Source organism: Kitasatospora sp. NPDC059462, from assembly GCF_042749955.1.
In the GTDB taxonomy this organism is placed as follows: Bacteria; Actinomycetota; Actinomycetes; order Streptomycetales; family Streptomycetaceae; genus Kitasatospora.
This window is the reverse complement of sequence record NZ_JBHYUU010000155.1, coordinates 1-19,439: the sequence shown is the minus strand read 5'-3', so window position 1 is coordinate 19,439 and position 19,439 is coordinate 1. Positions and strand designations below refer to the sequence as shown.

Annotated in this window: 9 protein-coding genes; 2 read left to right on the top strand and 7 right to left on the bottom strand. The window is 73.5% G+C overall.

What is annotated here, in order from left to right:
- Both ACFXAM_RS29720 and pulA read right to left on the bottom strand, forming a co-directional pair.
- On the bottom strand, nt 1–2,009 hold a 2,009-nt coding region (locus ACFXAM_RS29720), incomplete at its 3' end, for a M4 family metallopeptidase (protein ID WP_380295876.1).
- A 609-nt stretch (nt 2,010–2,618) separates the two neighbouring features.
- Nucleotides 2,619–8,123, bottom strand: a complete 5,505-nt coding sequence (gene pulA, locus ACFXAM_RS29715) for a pullulanase-type alpha-1,6-glucosidase (protein ID WP_380295875.1) — start codon at nt 8,121–8,123, stop codon at nt 2,619–2,621.
- A 331-nt stretch (nt 8,124–8,454) separates the two neighbouring features.
- On the opposite strand from pulA, the gene ACFXAM_RS29710 reads away from it, so the two are divergent.
- Nucleotides 8,455–9,366, top strand: coding sequence for a phosphatase PAP2 family protein (locus ACFXAM_RS29710; protein WP_380295873.1), 912 nt, complete (start codon nt 8,455–8,457; stop codon nt 9,364–9,366).
- A gap of 107 nt (nt 9,367–9,473) precedes the next feature.
- Here ACFXAM_RS29710 and ACFXAM_RS29705 read toward each other — a convergent pair whose 3' ends face one another.
- The 3 genes from ACFXAM_RS29705 to ACFXAM_RS29695 all read right to left on the bottom strand — a co-directional run bounded on the left by ACFXAM_RS29705 (nt 9,474) and on the right by ACFXAM_RS29695 (nt 15,307).
- A complete protein-coding gene (locus ACFXAM_RS29705; protein ID WP_380295871.1) occupies nt 9,474–12,506 on the bottom strand; it encodes a bifunctional [glutamine synthetase] adenylyltransferase/[glutamine synthetase]-adenylyl-L-tyrosine phosphorylase in 3,033 nt (1,010 codons plus the stop codon).
- 161 nt (nt 12,507–12,667) lie between these two features.
- On the bottom strand, nt 12,668–13,792 hold the full coding sequence (locus ACFXAM_RS29700; RefSeq protein WP_380295869.1) for a hypothetical protein: 1,125 nt from the start codon (nt 13,790–13,792) through the stop codon (nt 12,668–12,670).
- 153 nt (nt 13,793–13,945) lie between these two features.
- The gene (locus ACFXAM_RS29695; RefSeq protein WP_376150213.1) at nt 13,946–15,307 is read right to left on the bottom strand and encodes a glutamine synthetase family protein; all 1,362 of its coding nucleotides are present in this window, start codon (nt 15,305–15,307) and stop codon (nt 13,946–13,948) included.
- 149 nt (nt 15,308–15,456) lie between these two features.
- Here ACFXAM_RS29695 and ACFXAM_RS29690 point away from each other — a divergent pair, with 149 nt between their 5' ends.
- Nucleotides 15,457–17,211 (top strand): NAD+ synthase, encoded by a 1,755-nt coding sequence (locus ACFXAM_RS29690; RefSeq protein WP_380295867.1) that lies wholly within the window; start codon nt 15,457–15,459, stop codon nt 17,209–17,211.
- Between the two features lie 28 nt (nt 17,212–17,239).
- On the opposite strand, the gene ACFXAM_RS29685 is transcribed toward ACFXAM_RS29690, so the two are convergent.
- On the bottom strand, nt 17,240–18,289 hold the full coding sequence (locus ACFXAM_RS29685; protein WP_380295865.1) for an endonuclease/exonuclease/phosphatase family protein: 1,050 nt from the start codon (nt 18,287–18,289) through the stop codon (nt 17,240–17,242).
- 283 nt (nt 18,290–18,572) lie between these two features.
- Nucleotides 18,573–19,214 (bottom strand): TetR/AcrR family transcriptional regulator, encoded by a 642-nt coding sequence (locus ACFXAM_RS29680; protein ID WP_380295863.1) that lies wholly within the window; start codon nt 19,212–19,214, stop codon nt 18,573–18,575.
- Between the last annotated feature and the right edge of the window lie 225 nt (nt 19,215–19,439).

The following is a 19,439-nucleotide window of genomic DNA, read 5'->3' as shown; positions in this document are numbered from 1 at the left end:
AGCGTGTCGGTGTGGGTCGAGCCGTAGCCGTTCAGCCAGGCCTTCCACGAACCGCCGTGCGCCGCCTGCGAGGACGAGTTGTCGACCACACCGCTGGAGGCGGTCCACGGCGTGGCCGTGCCCGTCTCGAAGCCGGCGTTGCCGAGCAGCTGCGCCGGGGTGCAGCTGGTGTTGGGGTCCGTGACCGCCCAGGTGAAGCTGGTGGTCCCGGTCTTGCCCGCCGAGTCCTTGGCCGTCACGGTGACGCTGGAGCTGCCGATGGTGGTCGGGGTGCCGGTGATCACGCCGGTGGAGGCGTTGATCGACAGCCCGGCCGGCAGGCCGGTGGCCGAGTAGGTCAGCGCGCCGGTGCCGCCGCTCGCCTTGATCGCGAGGTTGACCGCGGTGCCGGCCTTGGTGCTCTGGTTGCCCGGGTTGGTGACGGTGACGCCGCCCGGGTTCGGGGGCACGGTGCCGACGTTGACGCCCGCCCAGGCGGTGCCGACCGCGATCACCTCGGGGCTGCCCGCGCCGTAGAGGTCCTTGGCGGCGTTCTCCGTCGCGGTGCGCGCCGCGGCGTAGTTGGTGGTGGAGGTCATGTACGAGGTCAGCGCCTTGTACCAGATCTGCAACGCCTTGTCCCGGCCGATGCCGGTGACGGTGACGTTGTTGGCGGTCGGGCTGTTGTAGCTGACGCCGTTGATCACCTTGGCGCCGCTGCCCTCGGCCAGCAGGTAGAAGAAGTGGTTGGCGACACCGGACGAGTAGTGCACGTCCAGGTTGCCGACGCCCGAGTACCAGGAGTCGGCCGAGCGGCCGTCCTTGGAGGGCTTGTCCATGTAACGCAGCGGCGTGCCGTTGCCGTTGATGTCGATGAGCTCGCCGACCAGGTAGTCCGGGTTGTCCTTCGGCAGGTTGGCGTAGAACTCGACCGCGTTGCCGAAGATGTCCGAGGTGGCCTCGTTCAGACCGCCGGACTCGCCGGAGTAGTTGAGGTTGGCGGTGGCGGAGGTGACGCCGTGGCTCATCTCGTGGCCGGCCACGTCCAGCTCGGTCAGCGGGTGGGTGTCGCCGTCGCCGTCGCCGTAGGTCATGCAGAAGCAGCCGTCGTCCCAGAAGGCGTTGACGTAGCCGGTGTCGTAGTGGACCCGGCTGAAGGCGCCGACGCCGTCGTTGCGGATGCCGCTGCGGCCGAAGGTGTTCTTGTAGAAGTCCCAGGTGGCGGCGGCGCCGTACTGGGCGTCGACCGCGGCGGACTCGCGGTTGCCGGCCGAGCCGTTGCCCCAGGAGTCGGTGGACTTCGAGAACAGCGTGCCGTTGCCGGAGGTCCGGTTGCCCATGTCGGTGGTGTACTGACCGCCGCGGGTGCCGTCCTTGAGCTGGTACGAGGACCCGCTCTGGGTGGTGGTCAGCGGCACGGTGCCGACGAAGACTCCGTTGCCGGTGCCGGTCTTGATGCCCTCGACCTTGCTGAGCACGGCGCCGGTGGCGGCGTCGGTGACGACCTTGAGGCGGCTCGGGGTGCCGTTCTCCTGCTTGCCGGAGACGACGGTCTCCCAGGCGAGCTTCGGGGTCCCGTCGGCGGCCCAGACGACCAGGCGCGGGGCGGTGTCGAGCGCGGAGCCGGACTCGGAGGCCAGCGCGGCCTCCTGGGCCTTCGGCGCGGCGAGCTTCGGCGTGGTGGTGACGCCGCTCAGCACGGCCTCGCTGGCCTTGGTCACGCCCGTGGTGGCGCCGGTGGCGTCCTGGTGGACGATCAGGTCGCCGCCGAGCACCGGCAGGCCGGCGTAGGTGCGCTCGTAGCGCAGGTGGCGGGCGCCGTTGGCGTCCTGGACGACGTCCTTGGTGACCAGCTTCTCGTCACCGGTCAGGCCCAGGGTCTGGGCGAGGCCGGCGGTCTGCTGGTTCGCGGAGGCGATCAGCTCGGCCCGGCCGGCCTGCTGCGCGGCGACGGCCGCCGGCGCGTCAGGGGTGACCGCCTGCGCGATGACCGGGATGCCGGTCACCAGCAACGCAGTGGTTGCGGCCATGACAACCGCTGCCTTCCGGGCGTGGGCGTAACGGGACATGCGGACTCCTTTTCCGACCGCCACGGGGTTCGCGGCGGTGGAGAGAACCTGGCCGCAGGGTTGCGGCTCAGTGGGGGCCCCCGCCGCCGATACGCGGCGCGGGTGCGGTTGCGGAGCGAGGTGGTCGGGCGTTTTCCGGCAGGGGACGCGCTGTTCCTCACCTGGGACAGCTGCACCGGGGGGTGGGGTCCCCTCGTCTGCAGCCGGAGGAATCGTGGCAGCAAACGAGCCGTTAATGACAGATGCATGCCATGGATTGGCCGATTAGCTACCGGCCCGTACATCCGTCAGGAGGGCGGCGGTGTTACGGCGGTAAGAACTTCTGAAGATCGTTTTCACTACCGCCGAAAAGGTTTGATCACCTCCGGCGGGCACTGACCAGCGCTCAGGGCCCGCACCCGGCCCGAACGGCGGCGGACAGCGCCGGACGGGCGCGGCACGTCACCTTTCCGGCCGTGCCATGGTCGGTTTTCGGACAACTCCATTCATTGAATGGAACCGGAAGCGGCTCGAAACAGTCCGGGCCCCGCACCGCCGGAGGCGGCACGGGGCCCGGACGGCGACGCCCCGTCAGCGCTGCACGAACACCGCCACGGTGCGGCCCGGCACGGTGAAGGTGCCGGTCGCGGCGTCGAAGCCGGCCTGCTTCACCACCGGGTCGGCGCCCCGCGCCTGCACCGGGTGCAGCGCCTGAGCCGTCCCGGCGAGCCCGGGGACGCGCTGGCCCTGCGCGTCCGGCGTGGCGTTGAACACCACCGTGACGCCCTTCTCCGCGCCCGGCAGCCCGGCGCCGTCGAGGTGCAGGGTGATCACCCCGGGCAGTTCGCCGGAGGTGCCGGACAGCGGGTAGGAGAGCCGCTGCTGGACGGCCGCCAGGGTGGGCAGCGCGAACAGCGGCGAGGAGCCCTTGATCCGCAGCAGGTCCTGGTACCGCGCGCTCGCCGCCCGGATGTCACCGGCGCCGACGGTCAGCCGCGGATCCGCCAGCAGGCCCTTCGCGGCGGGCCACATCTCCCGGTTGTCCGCCGCCGGCGGCAGGCCCCGCCCCCAGCCGTTGCCCTGCGCCGGGTCCCAGTGGATGGCGTTGAACCAGTCCCCGGAGTCGAAGGAGTTGGCGTCCAGCGACTTGGAGCGCAGCAGGTCACTGCCCGCCTGGGCGAAGCCCGGCCCCTGGGAGAGCGCGGTCAGCGACAGCGCCAGCACCTGCATCCGGGCCCGGTCGGCGGGCGCGGTACCGGCCGGCAGCTTGTACGCGAGCGCGTCGAACAGGTCGGCGTTGTCGTGCGCGTCCACGTACGCGAGGGCCTCGCCGGGCCGGGCCGCGTAGCCGGTCGGGGCGCCGTTGTAGTCGACGTCCTTGCCGGTGACGGTCCGTCCGGAGCTGTCGGTGAAGGAGTAGCCGGCCAGGTTGCCGGTCAGCCCCACCTTGAGCTGGTCCATCTGCCGCAGCAGCCGGGCCCGCTGCTCCTGCGGCGTGCCGTTGGCGGGCGAGCCGTTCGGGTCGGTGAACAGGCCCGAGGCGAAGCCCTGCCGGGGCGCCGAGGAGAGCTGGAAGTCACCGCCGCGGGCGGCGTCCCGCAGCCGGTCGTCGAAGGTGGCGATGCCGGTGCCCGCCATGGTCAGCTGGGTGGCCTGCTCGAACCGGGCGCCGTTCGCGACCGTGCCGAAGTTCCAGCCCTCGCCGTAGAGCAGGACGTTCCTCCCGTCCACGCCGTCCGAGTCCGGGGTCATCCGGCGCAGCGCGGCCTGCACGTCGAGCATGGTGGACTTCGGGTCCAGGCCCATGAGGTCGAAGCGGAAGCCGTCCACCTTGTACTCGCGCGCCCAGGTGGTGACCGAGTCGACCACCAGGCGGTTCATCATGGCGTGCTCGGGCGCGGTGTCGGCGCAGCAGCTGTCGGTGGTCACCCTGCCGTCGGCGTCCAGCCGCTGGTAGTAGCCGGGCACCACCCGGTCCAGCACCGAGTGGCCGTCCTGGCCGGCGGCGGCGGTGTGGTTGTAGACGACGTCGAGCACCACCCGCAGGCCCGCCGCGTGGATCGCCTGCACCATCCGCCGGAACTGCACGGTGCGCGCGGTCCCCTCGGGGTCGGTGGCGTACGAGCCCTCCGGCACGGTGTAGTGCAGCGGGTCGTAGCCCCAGTTGTAGGCGTCCTCGGCGGCGACGGCGGCCACGCACTCCTGCTGCCGGTCGCTGTCGGCGGCCAGTGCGGCGAGGTCGCAGGCGGGCAGCTTCTGCTCGGCCCGGTTCTCCCGGACGGTCGCGAGGTCGAAGACCGGCAGCAGGTGGACGGTGGTGACCCCGGCCCCGGCGAGTTCGCGCAGGTGCTGCATGCCCGCCGAGCCGGACTCGGTGAAGGCCAGGTAGCTGCCGCGCTCGGCGGCGGGCACGGTGTCGTCGGCGACCGAGAAGTCACGGACGTGCAGCTCCTGGATCTGCTCCCGGCCGAGCGGGACGGCCGGCGGCACGGTGTGGTCCTCCCAGCCCGGCGGCTTCAGCCCCGTCGCGGAGAGGTCGGCGACCAGGCTGCGCCGGGAGTCGGTGGAGAGCGCGACGGAGTAGGGGTCGGTGACGGTGTTGACCACCACCTGCTGGACGGACGGCGCCCAGACCTTCACCTGGTACAGGTAGTACCGGCCGTCGAGCTCCGCCTTGTCGCGGACCACCTCCCAGACGCCGGTCTCGTCGTCGCGCTTGAGCGGCAGGGTCCGCGGGGTGCCGCCTGCGGCGGTGTCGAAGACCTGGACGGAGACCTCCTGCGCGGTCGGCGCCCAGAGCGAGAGCGCGACCTTGCCCCGGTAGTACGCGGGGCCGAAGTCGACCCGGCCGGTGCGGCGGGCGTACAGGTCGTCGAGCACCCCGGGCAGCTGCACGCCGGTGGCGGCCAGCACGGCGCCGTTGGGCAGGTGCTCGGTGAAGAGCAGCTGGCCGCGCAGCGCGGCGGGCACCCGGGCGGCGTCGCGCGGGTCGACGGTGAAGGCGCGGTAGCCGGCCAGGTGCGGGTACGCGCTCCGCTGGGCGTCGCTCAGCCCGCCCCGGACGGGCTCCAGCCGGATCCACCGGCCGGGCTTGCTGAGCACGCCGTTCTCGGCGCGGATGCCGCCGGCCGGGTCGTACACCAGCTGGGCGCTGGTGCCGGCGGCCAACGCGGCGTCCCCGGCGCCGTACCCCGGCGGAACGACGACGGTCCGCGCGTCGATCCACTGCGCCTTGGCGGTACCGGGGTCCAGCTGGGAGGAGGCGGTGGCGGTCTGCGGCAGCAGGTGGCCGGGGCGGCCGCCGAGGAGCCAGACCTCGCGGCCGTCGGCGGAGAGGTCGAGGGACTGGTCCTCGGGCAGGTCCTTGTCGTTGCCGCGGTGCAGGATGTAGGCGAGGCTGCCCGCCCCGGCGGCGAGCGGCACCTCGAAGACGGCGCCGAAGGCGTCGCGGCGCACCGGCAGGAGCGGCTTGCCCCAGTCGGTGGGGGTGGCCGCGCCGGTCCAGGTGTGCAGGCCCCAGCCGTCGTAGTCGCCGTCGGCCCGGTTGTAGTGGAGGACGGCGGTGCCGGCGGGCTGCGTGTTCACCGGGCCGGGGTTGGTGGTGCGGACGGTGGGGTCGCCCTCCTTCACCCAGACCTCGCCGGTGGTACCGACGTCGAGGTGACGGTCGGCGTCGACGTCCTTGACCCCGTTCTTCTCGACGACGAAGCCGACGTCCGAGGCGCCGGGCTTGAGCTTCACGTAGGCGAAGGCCCCGTAGGCGTCCCGGCCGGTGAACGGGTGGCCGGCCGGCCACGGGGTGCTCTCGCCGTCGGCGAGGTCGCCCCAGGCGTAGAGGTTCCAGCCGTCGTAGTCGCCGTCCTCGCGCTGGTAGTGGACGACCGCGTAGGGGCGGGTGGCGGCGGTGGGCACCGGCTGGGGCGCGGGGGTGCCGGTGGTGAAGCCGCCGGTGGCGGAGCCCAGCCGGCCGGCGGCGTCCTGGACCACGGCCTTGTAGCGCACCGGCGTGCCGGGGGCGACGCCGGCGAGGTCCTGGGTGACGGCGTAGCGTCCGGTGTCGGAGGTGCCGAGCACCTGCCAGGGCCGGTCGCCGACCTGGGCGGCGAAGGTGACCCGGCCGAAGCCGCCGCCGGGGACGTCCGCGCGGACGGTGACGGTCCCGGTGGAGCCCTCGGCGGGTGCCCCGAGGGTGATCGCGGGCGCTCCCGCGGCGGTGGCCGTCCTGCCGGCGGCCCTGAGCACGGCCGAGGAGAGCGCGGGCACGGTGACGGTGACCTTGCGGTCGGCGCCGCTGGTGGCCCGCTCCCCCGCGGCCGGGTAGATCCGGTCGAAGGCCAGGCCGGCCGAGAAGGTGTCCAGGGTGACGGTCTTCGCCTCGGTGGCGTTGTTGACCGCGACCAGGTACTCGACCTGCTGGGCCGCGTCGATCCGGGAGAAGGCGTAGACGCCCGGCCCGTCGGCGGCGTAGCGCTCGATCTGGGCGCCGTCGGCGAGCGCCGGGTGGTCGCGGCGCAGCTTCGCGAGGGCCGCGACCACCCGGTACGGCTCGCCGTCCTCGCCGTAGCGGTCGGCGGAGCCGGCGGTGCCGCCGAGCACCCGGTCGGTGTTGTAGGAGGGGGTCTGCGAGGCGAAGAGGTCCTGCCGGGCGTCCTTGTCGCCTCCGGCGCCGGTGAAGCCCTGCTCGTCGCCGTAGTACACGACGGGCTGGCCGCGGGTGAGGAACATCAGCTCGTTGCCGAGCCGGTCCTTCTTCAGCAGGGTGGCCTCGTCGGCGCCCGGGTTGTCGGCGAGCAGGAAGGAGCCGAACCGGCCCATGTCGTGGTTGCCGAGGAAGGTGGGCAGCTCGTAGGCGTCGGTGGCGGCGGTGGTGTAGCGGTGGTCCTGGGCGTAGAGGTCGGCGAGGGCGCGCGCCGGGCCGCCCTGGGAGGCGTAGGAGCGGGCGGCGTTCTGGAACGGGAAGTCGAGGGTCGCCTGGAGCCTGCCCTTGGTGACGTAGGGCGCGGTGACCGCCGGGTCGCCGGAGTAGACCTCGCCGAACATGAAGAACCTCTTGTTGCCCTGCTCGGCGGCGAAGTCCTTGAGCGCGGGAGCCCACTGCTGCCAGAAGGCGAGGTTGACGTGCTTGACGGTGTCGATCCGGAAGCCGTCCACCCCGGCGTCCTCGACCCACTGCCGGTAGATCTTCTCGAAGCCCTTGACCACCTTGGGGTTCTGGGTGTCGAGGTCGTCGAGGCCGGAGAAGTCGCCCTCGGTGGCGGACTCCCCGGTGAAGGTGGAGTCGCCCCGGTTGTGGTACAGCGCGGGGTCGTTGAGCCAGGCCGGGGTCTTGGCGGTGGCGTCGGCCGGCTTGCGGAAGACCGGGCTGTAGGGGAAGGAGTCCCGGGTGAGCTTCGGCCAGGCGGCTCCGGTGCCGGCGAGCGCGGTCTCGTCGACCGGGTTGCCGTCGGTGTCCAGCACCGGGTAGGCGCCGGTGCTGCGGTAGCCGGACTGCTGCTGCCGGTTGTCGATGACGTCGGCGGTGTGGTTGGTGATGACGTCGAAGAAGACCTTGATGCCGCGGGCGTGGGCCTTGGCTATCAGCTCCTTCAGCTGCTCGTTGGTGCCGAAGTGCGGGTCGATGCGGGTGAAGTCGGTGATCCAGTAGCCGTGGTAGCCGGCGCCGGCGTCGTCCCCGCTGCCCTGGACCGGCTTGTTGACGAAGAGCGGCGCCATCCAGATGGCGGTGGTGCCGAGGTCCTGGATGTAGTCGAGCCGCTGGATCAGCCCGGCGAGATCGCCGCCGTGGTAGAAGCCCTTGTCGGCCGGGTCGAGGCCGTGGTCCAGACGGGTCCCGGTGATGCCTCCCGTGTCGTTGCCCCGGTCGCCGTTGGCGAAGCGGTCCGGCAGGACGAAGTAGAACTGCTCGCGGGTGAGGTCGTGGCGCCCGGCGGTGGCCGCGAGCGCGGCGTCCGAGGGCGGGGCCGGCGGGGCGGCGGCGAGGGCGGCGGGACCGGCGGTGCCGAGGGTGGCGGCGGTCAGCGCGACGGCGAGCAGCACCGCCGTCCGGCCGGGTCCGCGGGGGTTGCTCCGCCTGCGGCGGGGCGGGAGTTCGGCCACTGGGGGCTCCCTTGCGGGGGTGAGGGTGGTCGGATTGCCGAGAAGTTGCCGAGACGCTAGCGGGCTGCAATATGTTCCAGCAAGATGCAGAAAGCGTTTCGGGCGACGACGGTGCGTTCCCCCCGTCCACTGCCCCACCCCCGATTGCGCCACCCGGCCCTCCCGGCATGACAATGGGACGTATGCCCGTCCCACCGGTCCGCACCAGACCCGATCGCACCCCCTCCCCCGGTGGGAGCCACCCCCTCCCTCTCAAGGGGGACAGCCGGTGAAGAATCCACTTCCGGAGGATGAGCGGACGGCTACGGGACGTCTGGCAGACTTCTCGTCCATGGGGGAACCGACCGAGATCCAGCAGAACGGCGGCCGCATGCCCGACGGAGCCACCCGCGCCGCCCAGACCCGTACCTCCGCCCTGCGCGACCGCGTCCGCGACCAGCGCCGTTCGCCGGCGCGCCCGCGGATCTGGTTCGAGCTGGCGCTGATCGGTCTCAGCTACTGGGTCTACTCGCTGGTGCGCAACGCCGTCCCCGAGCAGGAGTCGGTGGCGCAGAAGCACGCCGGCTGGATCTGGGACCTCGAACACTCCCTCGGCGTCGCCGTCGAGCGCTCGGTCAACCACGCGGTCGACAGCGTCGGCTGGCTGATCACCGGGATGAACTACTACTACGCGACGCTGCACTTCATCGTGACCATCGGCGTCCTGGTCTGGCTCTACCGTTGGCACCCCGGCCGCTACGTCGCGGTCCGCACGGTGCTGTTCGTGACCACGGCGATCGCGCTGGTCGGCTTCTACTTCTTCCCGCTGGCGCCGCCCCGGCTGATGACCGACGGCGGCTTCATCGACACCGTGAAGACCCACGGCACCTGGGGCTCGATGGCCTCCGGCCCGGCCACCCACGTCTCCAACCAGTTCGCCGCGATGCCCTCGATGCACATCGGCTGGTCGACGTGGTGCGGTCTGACCATCTTCTTCCTGGCCCGCCGGACCTGGGTCCGGGTGCTCGGCCTGCTCTACCCGGTGGCCACCCTGGTGGTGATCGTCGCGACCGCCAACCACTTCTGGATGGACGCCGTCGGCGGCCTGCTCTGCCTGCTGGTGGGCTTCCTCGCCGCCCGCTGGCTCTACCACTCCTGGGTCTACCGCCTCCCCCGGGTGCCCGCCCGGGAGGCGGAGCCGGCCGAGCCGGTCACCGTCCCGGAGCAGTGGAGCGAGCCCGCGGTGACCAGCGCGCGGCGGTAGCGCCCGCACATCGCGGACGAGGGGCCCCGGATCACCGGGGCCCCTCGTCCGTCGCCCCGCTGCCGCGACGTGCCCGGCTGCCCCGCCCCGACCCGTCCCGTCCCGTCTCAGCCGTAGAACAGCCGCTCCACCACCGACCGGGCCCGCCGGGTGGTGCGCCGGTAGTCGTCCACCAGCTCACCGCTGTGCCCGGCCCCGTACCCCAGGTAGCGGGCCACCCCCGCCAGCTCCCGGGCGTCCGCCGGGAAGGAGTCCCCCGGCCGGCCGCGCACCAGCATCACCGCCGAGCGCACCCGGGAGGCCAGCACCCAGGCCGCGTCCAGCACCTCCGCGTCCTCCGCCCCGACCAGCCCGGCCCCGGCCGCCGCCGCCAGCGCCGCCCTGGTCCGGGTGGTGCGCAGCCCCGGCAGCCCGTGCCCGTGCTGCAACTGGAGCAGTTGGACGGTCCACTCGACGTCCGCCAGCCCGCCCCGACCGATCTTGGTGTGGGTGGTCGGGTCGGCGCCGCGCGGCAGCCGCTCCGCCTCGATCCGGGCCTTGATCCGGCGGATCTCCAGCAGGTCCCGCTCCGGGACCCCGGTGCCCGGGTAGCGCAGCGGGTCGACCAGCTGCCGGAACCGCTCCCCCAGCCCGGGGTCGCCCGCCACCGGCTCGGCGCGCAGCAGTGCCTGGCTCTCCCAGGCGTGCGACCAGCGCCGGTAGTACGCCGCGTACGAGGCCAGCGAGCGCACCAGCGGGCCGTTGCGCCCCTCCGGCCGCAGGTCGGCGTCCACCTCCAGCGGCGGCTCGGTGGACGGCGCGGCCAGCAGGGCGCGCAGCTCCAGGCAGACCGCCTGGGCGGCCCGGGCGGCGTCCTCCTCCAGCGAGCCGAGCAGCGGCTCGTGGACGAAGAGCACGTCCGCGTCCGAGCCGTAGCCCAGCTCGTGCCCGCCGAACCGGCCCATCGCGATCACCGCGATCCTGGTCGGCAGCGCGCCGTTGCGTTCCTCCCAGCCCGCCACGCAGGCCCGCAGCGCGCCCTGCAGGGTGGCGGCGTTCAGCGCGGTCAGCGCCTCGCCGGCGGTGTCCAGCGCCTGCGCCGGGTCCTCGCCGAGCCGCCCGAGCACATCGGCGGCGGCGGTGCGGAACAGCTCGCGGCGGCGCACCGAGCGGACGGCGGCCACCGCGGCGGCGGTGGAGTCGGCCCGGCCGGCGGCGGCCAGCACCTCCCGCTCCACGGCGGCCCGTCCGCGCGGCACCAGGCCCTGCGGGTCGCCGAGCACGGCGACCGCCTCGGGCGCCCGCAGCAGCAGGTCGGGGGCGAGCCGGCCGGCCGACAGCACCCGGGCCAGCTGTTCGGCGGCGGCGCTCTCGTCGCGCAGCAGCCGCAGGTACCAGGGGGTGCGGCCGAGCGCGTCGGAGACCTGCCGGAAGTTGAGCAGCCCCGCGTCCGGGTCGGCGGAGTCGGCGAACCAGCCGAGCATCACCGGCAGCAGGGTGCGCTGGATGGCGGCCTTGCGGCTGACCCCGGAGGCGAGCGCGGTGAGGTGGCGCAGCGCCGCCGCGGGATCGGCGTAGCCGAGCGCCTCCAGCCGGGCCCGGGCCGCCTCCGGGCGCAGGCCGGCCGCGCCCGGCGGCAGTTCGGCGACGGCGTCCAGCAGCGGCCGGTAGAACAGCTTCTCGTGCAGCCGCCGCACCTCGACCGCGTGCCGGCGCCACTCCCGCTGGAGGGCGGCGACCGGGTCGGCCCGGGTGTCGTCGTTGATCAGCGGGGCGAGCGAGCGGGCGAGCCGGCGCAGGTCCTCCTGGCCGGTGGGCATCAGATGGGTGCGGCGCAGCCGGTGCAGCTGGATCCGGTGCTCCAGCGAGCGCAGGAACCGGTAGGCGGCGTCCAGCGAGGCGGCGTCGGCGCGCCCCACGTACCCGCCGCGGGAGAGCGCGGCCAGCGCCTCCAGGGTGTTGCCGCTGCGCAGCGCCTCGTCGGTGCGGCCGTGCACCAGCTGGAGCAGCTGGACGGAGAACTCGACGTCGCGCAGCCCGCCGGGGCCGAGCTTGAGCTGGCGGTCCAGTTCGGTGGCGGGGATCGAGTCGACCACCCGGCGGCGCATCTGCTGCACGTCGGCGACGAAGTTCTCCCGGGCGGCGGCCTGCCAGACCATCGGCGCCAGCGCGGCGGTGTACGCCTCGCCGAGCTCCTGGTCGCCGGCCACCGGGCGGGCCTTGAGCAGCGCCTGGAACTCCCAGGTCTTGGCCCAGCGCTGGTAGTACGCGAGGTGGCTGGCCAGGGTGCGGACCAGCGGGCCGTTGCGGCCCTCGGGGCGCAGATTGGCGTCGACCGGCCAGATGGTGCCCTCGCCGGTGGTGTCGGCGCACAGCCGGGTGAGCGCGGCGGCCAGCCGGGTGGCGGCCCCGACCGCCTCCTGCTCGTCGACGCCCTCGCGCGGCTCGGCCACGTAGATGACGTCGACGTCGGAGACGTAGTTGAGCTCGCGCCCGCCGCACTTGCCCATGCCGATGACGGCGAGCCGGCAGGCCGCGGCGGCCTGCGGGTCCTCGGCGGCGGCCAGGTCGAGGGCGGTCTGCAGGGTGGCGCCGGCCAGGTCGGCGAGTTCGGCGGCGGTCTGGGCGAGGTCGGTGGTGCCGGTGAGGTCGCGGGCGGCGATGGCCAGCAGGCAGCGGCGGTAGGCGACGCGCAGCGCGTCGGCCGGGCGGCCGGCGGGGCCGGCGGGGCCGGCGGCGACGCCCTCGGCGAGCGCGCGGCGGAAGTCCTCCGGGCCGGGGTGCATGTCGCGCAGCTCGAAGGTGACCAGCACGTGCCAGTCGTGCGGGTGCCGGGCCAGGTGGTCGGCGAGGGCGGTGGAGGCGCCGAGCACGCCGAGCAGCCGGTCGCGCAGCGGTTTGGAGGTGGTCAGGGTGTCCCGCAGGGTCTGCCGCTCGACCGGGTCGGCCGCCTCCAGCAGCCGGGACAGGCCGAGCAGCGCGAGATCGGGGTCGGCGGTGGCGGCGAGCGCGTCGAGCAGCAGCGGGTCCGCGGCCAGCCCGTCCAGGGCCGGTTCGGCGAGCAGCCGCAGCGCCTGCCCCGGATCGGTGAACCCGCGCCGCACCAGCCTGATCTCCGGCCGGCTGACCCGGCTTCCGGCCCGCTGTTCGTCCACCGCCATCGGCCTCTCCGTCCGTCCGCTCCAGCAGGGTACGCGCCCGCGGCCCGCCCCACCCGCGAGCCGCACACGACCGACGGGCGGTGCGCCGTCTCGCGCACCGCCCGTCGGTCGTTCGTTCCTCCGCTCACGCGCTCACCCGGCGCCCTGCGGGCCGGGCCCGGTCACGCGGACCGGCGGCCCCGGCCGACCCGCACGGCCGCGGCGCCCGCCGCGACCAGCGCCGCCGAGAGGCCGAGCAGGGCCGGCGAGGCGCCGCTGCCCGTCTCGGCCAGCTCCTCGTGGTGACCGCCGTACTCCTGCCCGTGGTGGCCGCCGTACTCCTCGCCGTGGCCGCCGCCCTGGCCGCCCTCGTGGCCGTGGCCGCCCTGACCGCCGCCCTGGCCCTGGTGGCCGGAGTGGGACGGCTTGTAGGACGCCCGATCCTTCTCGCCGAACTTGGCCTTGTTGACGTTGGAGAGGCTGTTGTTCTGCGAGGCCGACTGGTTGGTGTTCGCCGTGTTGCTCGCGGTGTTGCTCGCCGAGTTCTGGGCGGAGTTGTGCACCGTGTTCTGCGAGGTGTTGTTCGCGCTGCTGGTGGCGCTGTTGTTCGCGCTGTTGTCGTTGTGGATGTGGTTCTGCACGATGACCGTCACGTTGACGTGCTGCGACTGGGCCTGCTCACCGCTCTGGGACTGGCCCTGGGCCTGCTCCTGGGCCTGCGCCTGCTCCTGGGCCTGGGCCTGCTCCTCGGACTGGGCCTGCTGGCCGCCGCTCCCCCCGTTGCCACCGTTCCCTCCGTTGCCGCCGTTCCCGCCGTGACCCTCGTGGCCGCCGTGGCCCTCGTGGTCACCGTGGTGGCAGGGGCAGACGGGCTCCTCGTGGCAGTGCTTGCCGGTGGGGGCCGACGCTTCGAGCAGCTCCTCGCCGGCGACCGGCGTCGACGGCCGCGGCGCGGGCCGGCCGCGGTCCGCCTCGTCCTGCCCGACCGCCGCCTCCGCCGGCCGGGCCGCCTCGACCTGCCCGGCGGCGGCCGCCGCGTCGGCGCCGTCGGTCCAGAAGGAGTGACTGACCGTCGCCTCGGCCGGGAGGGCACCGCGGTTGTCGAAGGTCCAGGTGTGGACGGCGCTGTCGCGGCCCTCCGCGGCCTGGCGGAGAAGCCCGTCGACCCATTCACCCTGGGCCTCCGCCGATTCGGCGCCGACACGGTGGTCCACGGAGGACGAGGCGTAGGCCGCGGAGGCGGTACCCCACACGAGGGCGGCCGAGGTCAGTCCGGACAGAGCCAGGATGGTGATTCGAGTACGCATGACACTCCAGGGTGATCCGCAAAACGGATCTTCTGAATACGCCCCTTCACCGCCCCGCACCGGCTCGCACCGCTGCAGAGTAACCGCAATGGCCTAACGGATTACCGTGCGCGGGGGACACCCCCCGCACGGCCCCCACCGCTTGACGCACCGTCAGAGCACCTGGAGGTTCTTCCGCAGCTCGAAGGGCGTGACCTCGGAGCGGTACTCCTCCCACTCCTGCTTCTTGTTGCGCAGGAAGAAGTCGAAGACGTGCTCGCCGAGGGTCTCGGCGACGAGTTCGCTGCGCTGCATGAGGTCGATGGCCTCGCCGAGGTTCTGCGGCATCGGCTGGATGCCGAGGGCGCGGCGTTCGGCGTCGGTGAGGGCCCAGACGTCGTCGTCGGCGCCGGGCGGGAGTTCGTAGCCCTCCTCGATGCCCTTGAGGCCGGCGGCCAGGGTGACGGCGTAGGCGAGGTAGGGGTTGCAGCCGGTGTCGAGGGAGCGGACCTCGACGCGGGTGGAGCCCTGCTTGCCCGGCTTGTACATCGGGACGCGGATCAGCGCGGAGCGGTTGTTGTGGCCCCAGCAGATGTAGGACGGGGCCTCGCCGCCGGCGCCGGCGGTGCGCTGGGAGCCGCCCCAGATCCGCTTGTAGGAGTTCACCCACTGGTTGGTGACGGCGGCGGTCTCGGCGGCGTGGCGCAGCAGGCCGGCGATGAAGGAGCGGCCGACCTTGGAGAGCTGGTACTCGGCGCCGGACTCGTGGAAGGCGTTGCGGTCGCCCTCGAACAGCGAGAGGTGGGTGTGCATGCCCGAGCCGGGGTGGTCGGAGAACGGCTTGGGCATGAAGCTCGCGTGGACGCCCTGCTCCAGCGCGACCTCCTTCATCACCAGCCGGAAGGTCATGATGTTGTCGGCGGTGGAGAGCGCGTCGGCGTACCGCAGGTCGATCTCCTGCTGGCCGGGGGCGCCCTCGTGGTGGGAGAACTCCACCGAGATGCCCATCGACTCCAGCATGGTGATCGCCTGGCGGCGGAAGTCGTGGCCCACCCCGCGCGGGGTGTGGTCGAAGTAGCCGGACTGGTCGGCGGGGATCGGCGGGGTGCCGTCGCCGGGCAGGTTCTTCAGCAGGAAGAACTCGATCTCGGGGTGGGTGTAGAAGGTGAAGCCCTGGGCGGAGGCCTTCTCCAGGGTGCGCTTCAGCACGAACCGCGGGTCGGCGTACGAGGGCGAGCCGTCCGGCATCAGGATGTCGCAGAACATCCGGGCGGTGCCCGGGGTCTCCGAGCGCCACGGCAGGATCTGGAAGGTGGTCGGGTCCGGCTTGGCGATCATGTCGGACTCGTAGACCCGGGCGAAGCCCTCGATCGCCGAGCCGTCGAAGCCGATGCCCTCCTCGAAGGCCTGCTCCAGTTCGGCCGGCGCCACCGCGACCGACTTCAGGAACCCCAGGACATCGGTGAACCAGAGCCGGACGAACCGGATGTCACGCTCTTCGAGCGTCCGAAGCACGAACTCCTGCTGCTTGCCCATGGGGACAGTCTCACCTCTGCTCTTTACGTTCGTGTTACGCCCGGAACCGCCCGGGAGCGGCCCTCCCCATCATGGCGGATCACCGCGCCCGGGGGCAGCGGCGACCCCGGCCGAGACATTGCGTCAGATCGACGATTAGACTCGGTGGCATGCCCAATCTCCGTCTCGCCCTCTGCCAGACCGACCCGTGGGTCGGTGACCTCGCACGCAACAGCGATGAGGTGATCCACTGGACCAAGCGGGCCGCCGAGGCCGGTGCCCAGCTGGTCGCGTTCCCCGAGATGGCCCTGACCGGGTACCCGGTCGAGGACCTCGCGCTGCGCCGTTCCTTCGTCGAGGCGTCGCGGGCCGCGCTGGTCGAGCTGGCCGCGCGGCTCGCCGCGGAGGGACTCGGCGAGGTGCCCGTCGTGGTGGGCTACCTCGGCCGCTCCGACCAGGCCTCGCCGCGGTTCGGCCGGCCGGCCGGCTCGCCGCAGAACTGCGCCGCCGTGCTGTTCCGGGGCGAGGTGGTCACCCGGTTCGCCAAGCACCACCTGCCGAACTACGGCGTGTTCGACGAGTACCGCTGGTTCGTCCCCGGTGACCAGCTGCCGGTGCTGCGGCTGCACGGGGTGGACGTCGCGCTGGCGATCTGCGAGGACATCTGGCAGGACGGCGGCCGGGTGACCGCCGCCCGCGAGGCCGGGGCCGGCCTGCTGCTGGTGATCAACGGGTCGCCGTACGAGCGGAACAAGGACGACGCCCGGCTGGAGCTGGTCCGCCGCCGGTCCGCCGAGGCGGGCTGCGCGCTCGCGTACGTGAACATGGTCGGCGGCCAGGACGAGCTGGTCTTCGACGGCGACTCGATCGTGGTCGCCCCGGACGGCGAGGTGCTGGCCCGCTCGCCGCAGTTCGAGGAGCACCTGCTGGTGCTGGACCTCGACCTGCCGGCCGCGAGCAGCGACCACACCGACGGGCTGCTGCTGGCCGACGGCCTGCACCTGGTCCGTGCCGAGCTGGGCGGCGAGCCGGGCCCGGCGCCCGCCGAGCCGGTCCGCGCCGAGGTGGCCCCGCGGCTGAGCGACGAGGCGGAGATCTGGTCCGCGCTGGTCTCCGGCACCCGGGCCTACGTCCGCAAGAACGGCTTCCGCTCGGTGCTGATCGGCCTGTCCGGCGGGATCGACTCGGCCCTGGTGGCCGCCCTCGCGGTGGACGCGCTGGGCGCCGGGAACGTGCACTGCGTCTCGATGCCGAGCCGCTACTCCTCGCAGCACTCCCGGGACGACGCGGCCGAGCTGGCCCGCCGCACCGGGCTGAACTTCCGCACCGTGCCGATCGCCCCGATGTTCGACGCCTACATGGCGGCCACCGAGCTGACCGGCCTGGCCGAGGAGAACCTGCAGTCCCGGCTGCGCGGCACCCTGCTGATGGCGATCTCCAACCAGGAGGGGCACATCGTGCTCGCGCCCGGCAACAAGAGCGAGCTCGCGGTCGGCTACTCCACCCTGTACGGCGACTCGGTCGGCGCGTTCGGCCCGATCAAGGACGTCTACAAGTCGCTGATCTTCCGGCTGGCGCGCTGGCGCAACGAGGAGGCCGAGCGGCTCGGGGAGGTTCCGCCGATCCCGGAGAACACCATCTCCAAGCCGCCGTCCGCCGAGCTGCGGCCGGACCAGAAGGACACCGACTCGCTGCCCGACTACGACCTGCTGGACACCGTCCTCGACCTGTACGTCGAGGGCGACCAGGGCCGGGACGCGATCGTGGCGGCGGGCTTCGACCCGGCCGTGGTGGACCGGGTGGTGCGGCTGGTGGACACCGCCGAGTACAAGCGGCGGCAGTACCCGCCGGGCCCGAAGATCTCGGTCAAGGGCTTCGGCCGCGACCGCCGGCTGCCGATCACCAACCGGTGGCGCCAGGGCTGAGCGGCGGCGCCCGCCCGGTCCGCGGACCTCACCGGTAGCGGTAGGTGGCGGCCACCGCGAGGTGGTCGCTGCCGTCCCGCTCCAGGGTCCGCGAATCGGTGGGCGTCAGCCCGCCCTTGCTCATGATCTGGTCGATCCGGGCCATCGGGAACGACGCCGGCCAGCTGAAGCCGAAGCCGTCGCCGGCCGCGCCCTGGGCCGAGCGCATCTGCGAGGTGACCGGCGCCAGGCTGCGGTCGTTCATGGTGCCGTTGAGGTCGCCGAGCAGCAGCACCTTCTTCACCGGCTCGGCCTGGATCGCGTCCCCGAGCGCCTGGGCGCTGACGTCCCGCTGGTTGACGGTGAAGCCGCCCTCGGCCTTGAGCCGGACCGACGGCAGGTGTGCGACGTACACCGCGAGCGGGCCCTGCGGGGTGCTGACCTCGGCCCGGAACGCCCTGGTCCAGCCCATCTTGATGTCCACCACCCGGACGTCGCCGATCGGGTACTTGGACCAGAGCCCGACGGTGCCCTCGACGGCGTGGTACGGGTAGCTGTCGGCCAGCCCGGACTCGTAGGCGCGCAGCGGCCGGCCGGCCAGCTCCTGGAGCGCGACGATCTGCGCCCCGGACTCCTCCAGCATCCGGACGGTGCCCTGCGGGTCGGCGTTGAGGGCGGCCACGTTGTGGCTGACCACCGTGAAGTCGCCGGTGCCGCCGCTCTTGTCGGTGAGCAGGCCGCCGAACATGTTGGTCCAGATCACCGTCGGCACCAGCAGCGCGAGCAGCGCGGTGGCGGAGCGGCGCAGCAGAGCGGGGACGAGCAGCACCGGCACGGCCAGGCCCACCCAGGGCAGGAAGGTCTCCAGCAGGCTGCCGAGGTTGCCGGTGCTGTTGGGCACCTCGGAGTGGAAGGCCATCAGGGCGCCGGCGAGCAGGGCGAGGACGGCGAGCACCAGGCCGCGCCGCCAGGCGGTGGCGCCCCGGGCGTCCCGGCCCCAGCGCCGCACCCCGAGGAGTCCGGCCGCGGGGCGCCGGCCGGATCCCGGGTCGCCGGCCTCCGCCGTGACCACCCGGTCCGCCCTGTCCGCCTGCGCCATGCCGTGGCTCCCGTCGTTCGTGCCGTCCGGCCGCCCGCGGCCGGTCCGGCGCGGGCCTCCGCCGGGTGGCGGGAGGGCGTGCCGGACTGGTGCGGGTTTGGCCGGATTCCCGGCTCAGCCTATGCCGGGACAGACGTCCGGCCGGTGGACCGGGGTTCCGGCGTGGCCCGGTTGGTGAGCCAGGCCACGTGCGCCGGGGCGGTGGCCCCCCGGCGATCCCCCGGCGATCCCCCGGTGATTCCCCGGCGGCCCTGCGGCGGCTCCCCCGGCGGGCCGTGGACGGTCAGGCGGGCACGGGCGGGCGCAGGGCCGGGCCGGCCAGGCCCTTGAGCAGCGCGTCGACCATCCGCTCGGCGAGTTCGGGGTCGTCCAGGTCGGAGTCGTCCCACAGGATGCTGCGGGCCAGGATCGGGCCGATCAGCAGGTCGGCGAGCAGTTCCTCGTCGAGGTCGGCGCGCAGCTCGCCCCCGGCGACGCCCCGGCGGATGACCTCGCGGGCGGCCTCCCGGCGCGGCACGATCACCCGTTCGCGGTAGGCGGCGTGCAGTTCGGGCCAGCCGTGCATCTGGCCGAGCGCCGCCTTGAGCACCCAGCGGGAGCGCTTGGCGAGCCCGCGCAGCCGCATGTACTCGATCATCGCGACCAGGTCGCCGCGGATCGAGCCGGTGGACTCGGGCAGCGGCTCCTCCATCCTGCTGACCATGTCGACCAGCAGGGCCTCCTTGTTGGGCCAGCGCCGGTAGATGGTGGCCTTGCCCACGCCGGCGCCGGTGGCGATGCCCTCGATGGTCAGCTCGGACAGGCTGGTGCCGGCCGCCATCTGCTCCTCGACGGCGGCGAAGATCGCCTGCTCGGCGGCCTCGCTGCGGGGCCTGCCCCGGCGCGGGCCGGTGCAGGGCGGCGCGGCCGTCGGCTCGGTCTTCATCTCACATCTCCCGGTGGTGGGGCTCCCGCCCCGGCGCGGGGGCGGGGGTCGCACGCGCTCGTGGGCCCTGGCGCCGGCGGGTTCCCGGTGCCAGGGCCCCATTCTCGCTCAGCGCGGCCCCGGGCCGGACGTGCCCGGCCCGGGTTCGCGGACCGGTCGTCGCAGGTCGGGCGTCCGCGGGCGGGTGTCGCGGCCCGGGCGGGCCCGGGCCGGGCGGGCCGGGAC

Excerpts from the sequence above, each read along its gene's own strand:
- ACFXAM_RS29710 (WP_380295873.1), top strand. The coding sequence starts at position 8,455 with ATGGGGGAACCGACCGAGATCCAGCAGAACGGCGGCCGCATGCCCGAC.
- ACFXAM_RS29705 (WP_380295871.1), bottom strand. The coding sequence starts at position 12,506 with ATGGCGGTGGACGAACAGCGGGCCGGAAGCCGGGTCAGCCGGCCGGAG.
- ACFXAM_RS29700 (WP_380295869.1), bottom strand. The coding sequence starts at position 13,792 with ATGCGTACTCGAATCACCATCCTGGCTCTGTCCGGACTGACCTCGGCC.
- ACFXAM_RS29695 (WP_376150213.1), bottom strand. The coding sequence starts at position 15,307 with ATGGGCAAGCAGCAGGAGTTCGTGCTTCGGACGCTCGAAGAGCGTGAC.
- ACFXAM_RS29690 (WP_380295867.1), top strand. The coding sequence starts at position 15,457 with ATGCCCAATCTCCGTCTCGCCCTCTGCCAGACCGACCCGTGGGTCGGT.
- ACFXAM_RS29685 (WP_380295865.1), bottom strand. The coding sequence starts at position 18,289 with ATGGCGCAGGCGGACAGGGCGGACCGGGTGGTCACGGCGGAGGCCGGC.
- ACFXAM_RS29680 (WP_380295863.1), bottom strand. The coding sequence starts at position 19,214 with ATGAAGACCGAGCCGACGGCCGCGCCGCCCTGCACCGGCCCGCGCCGG.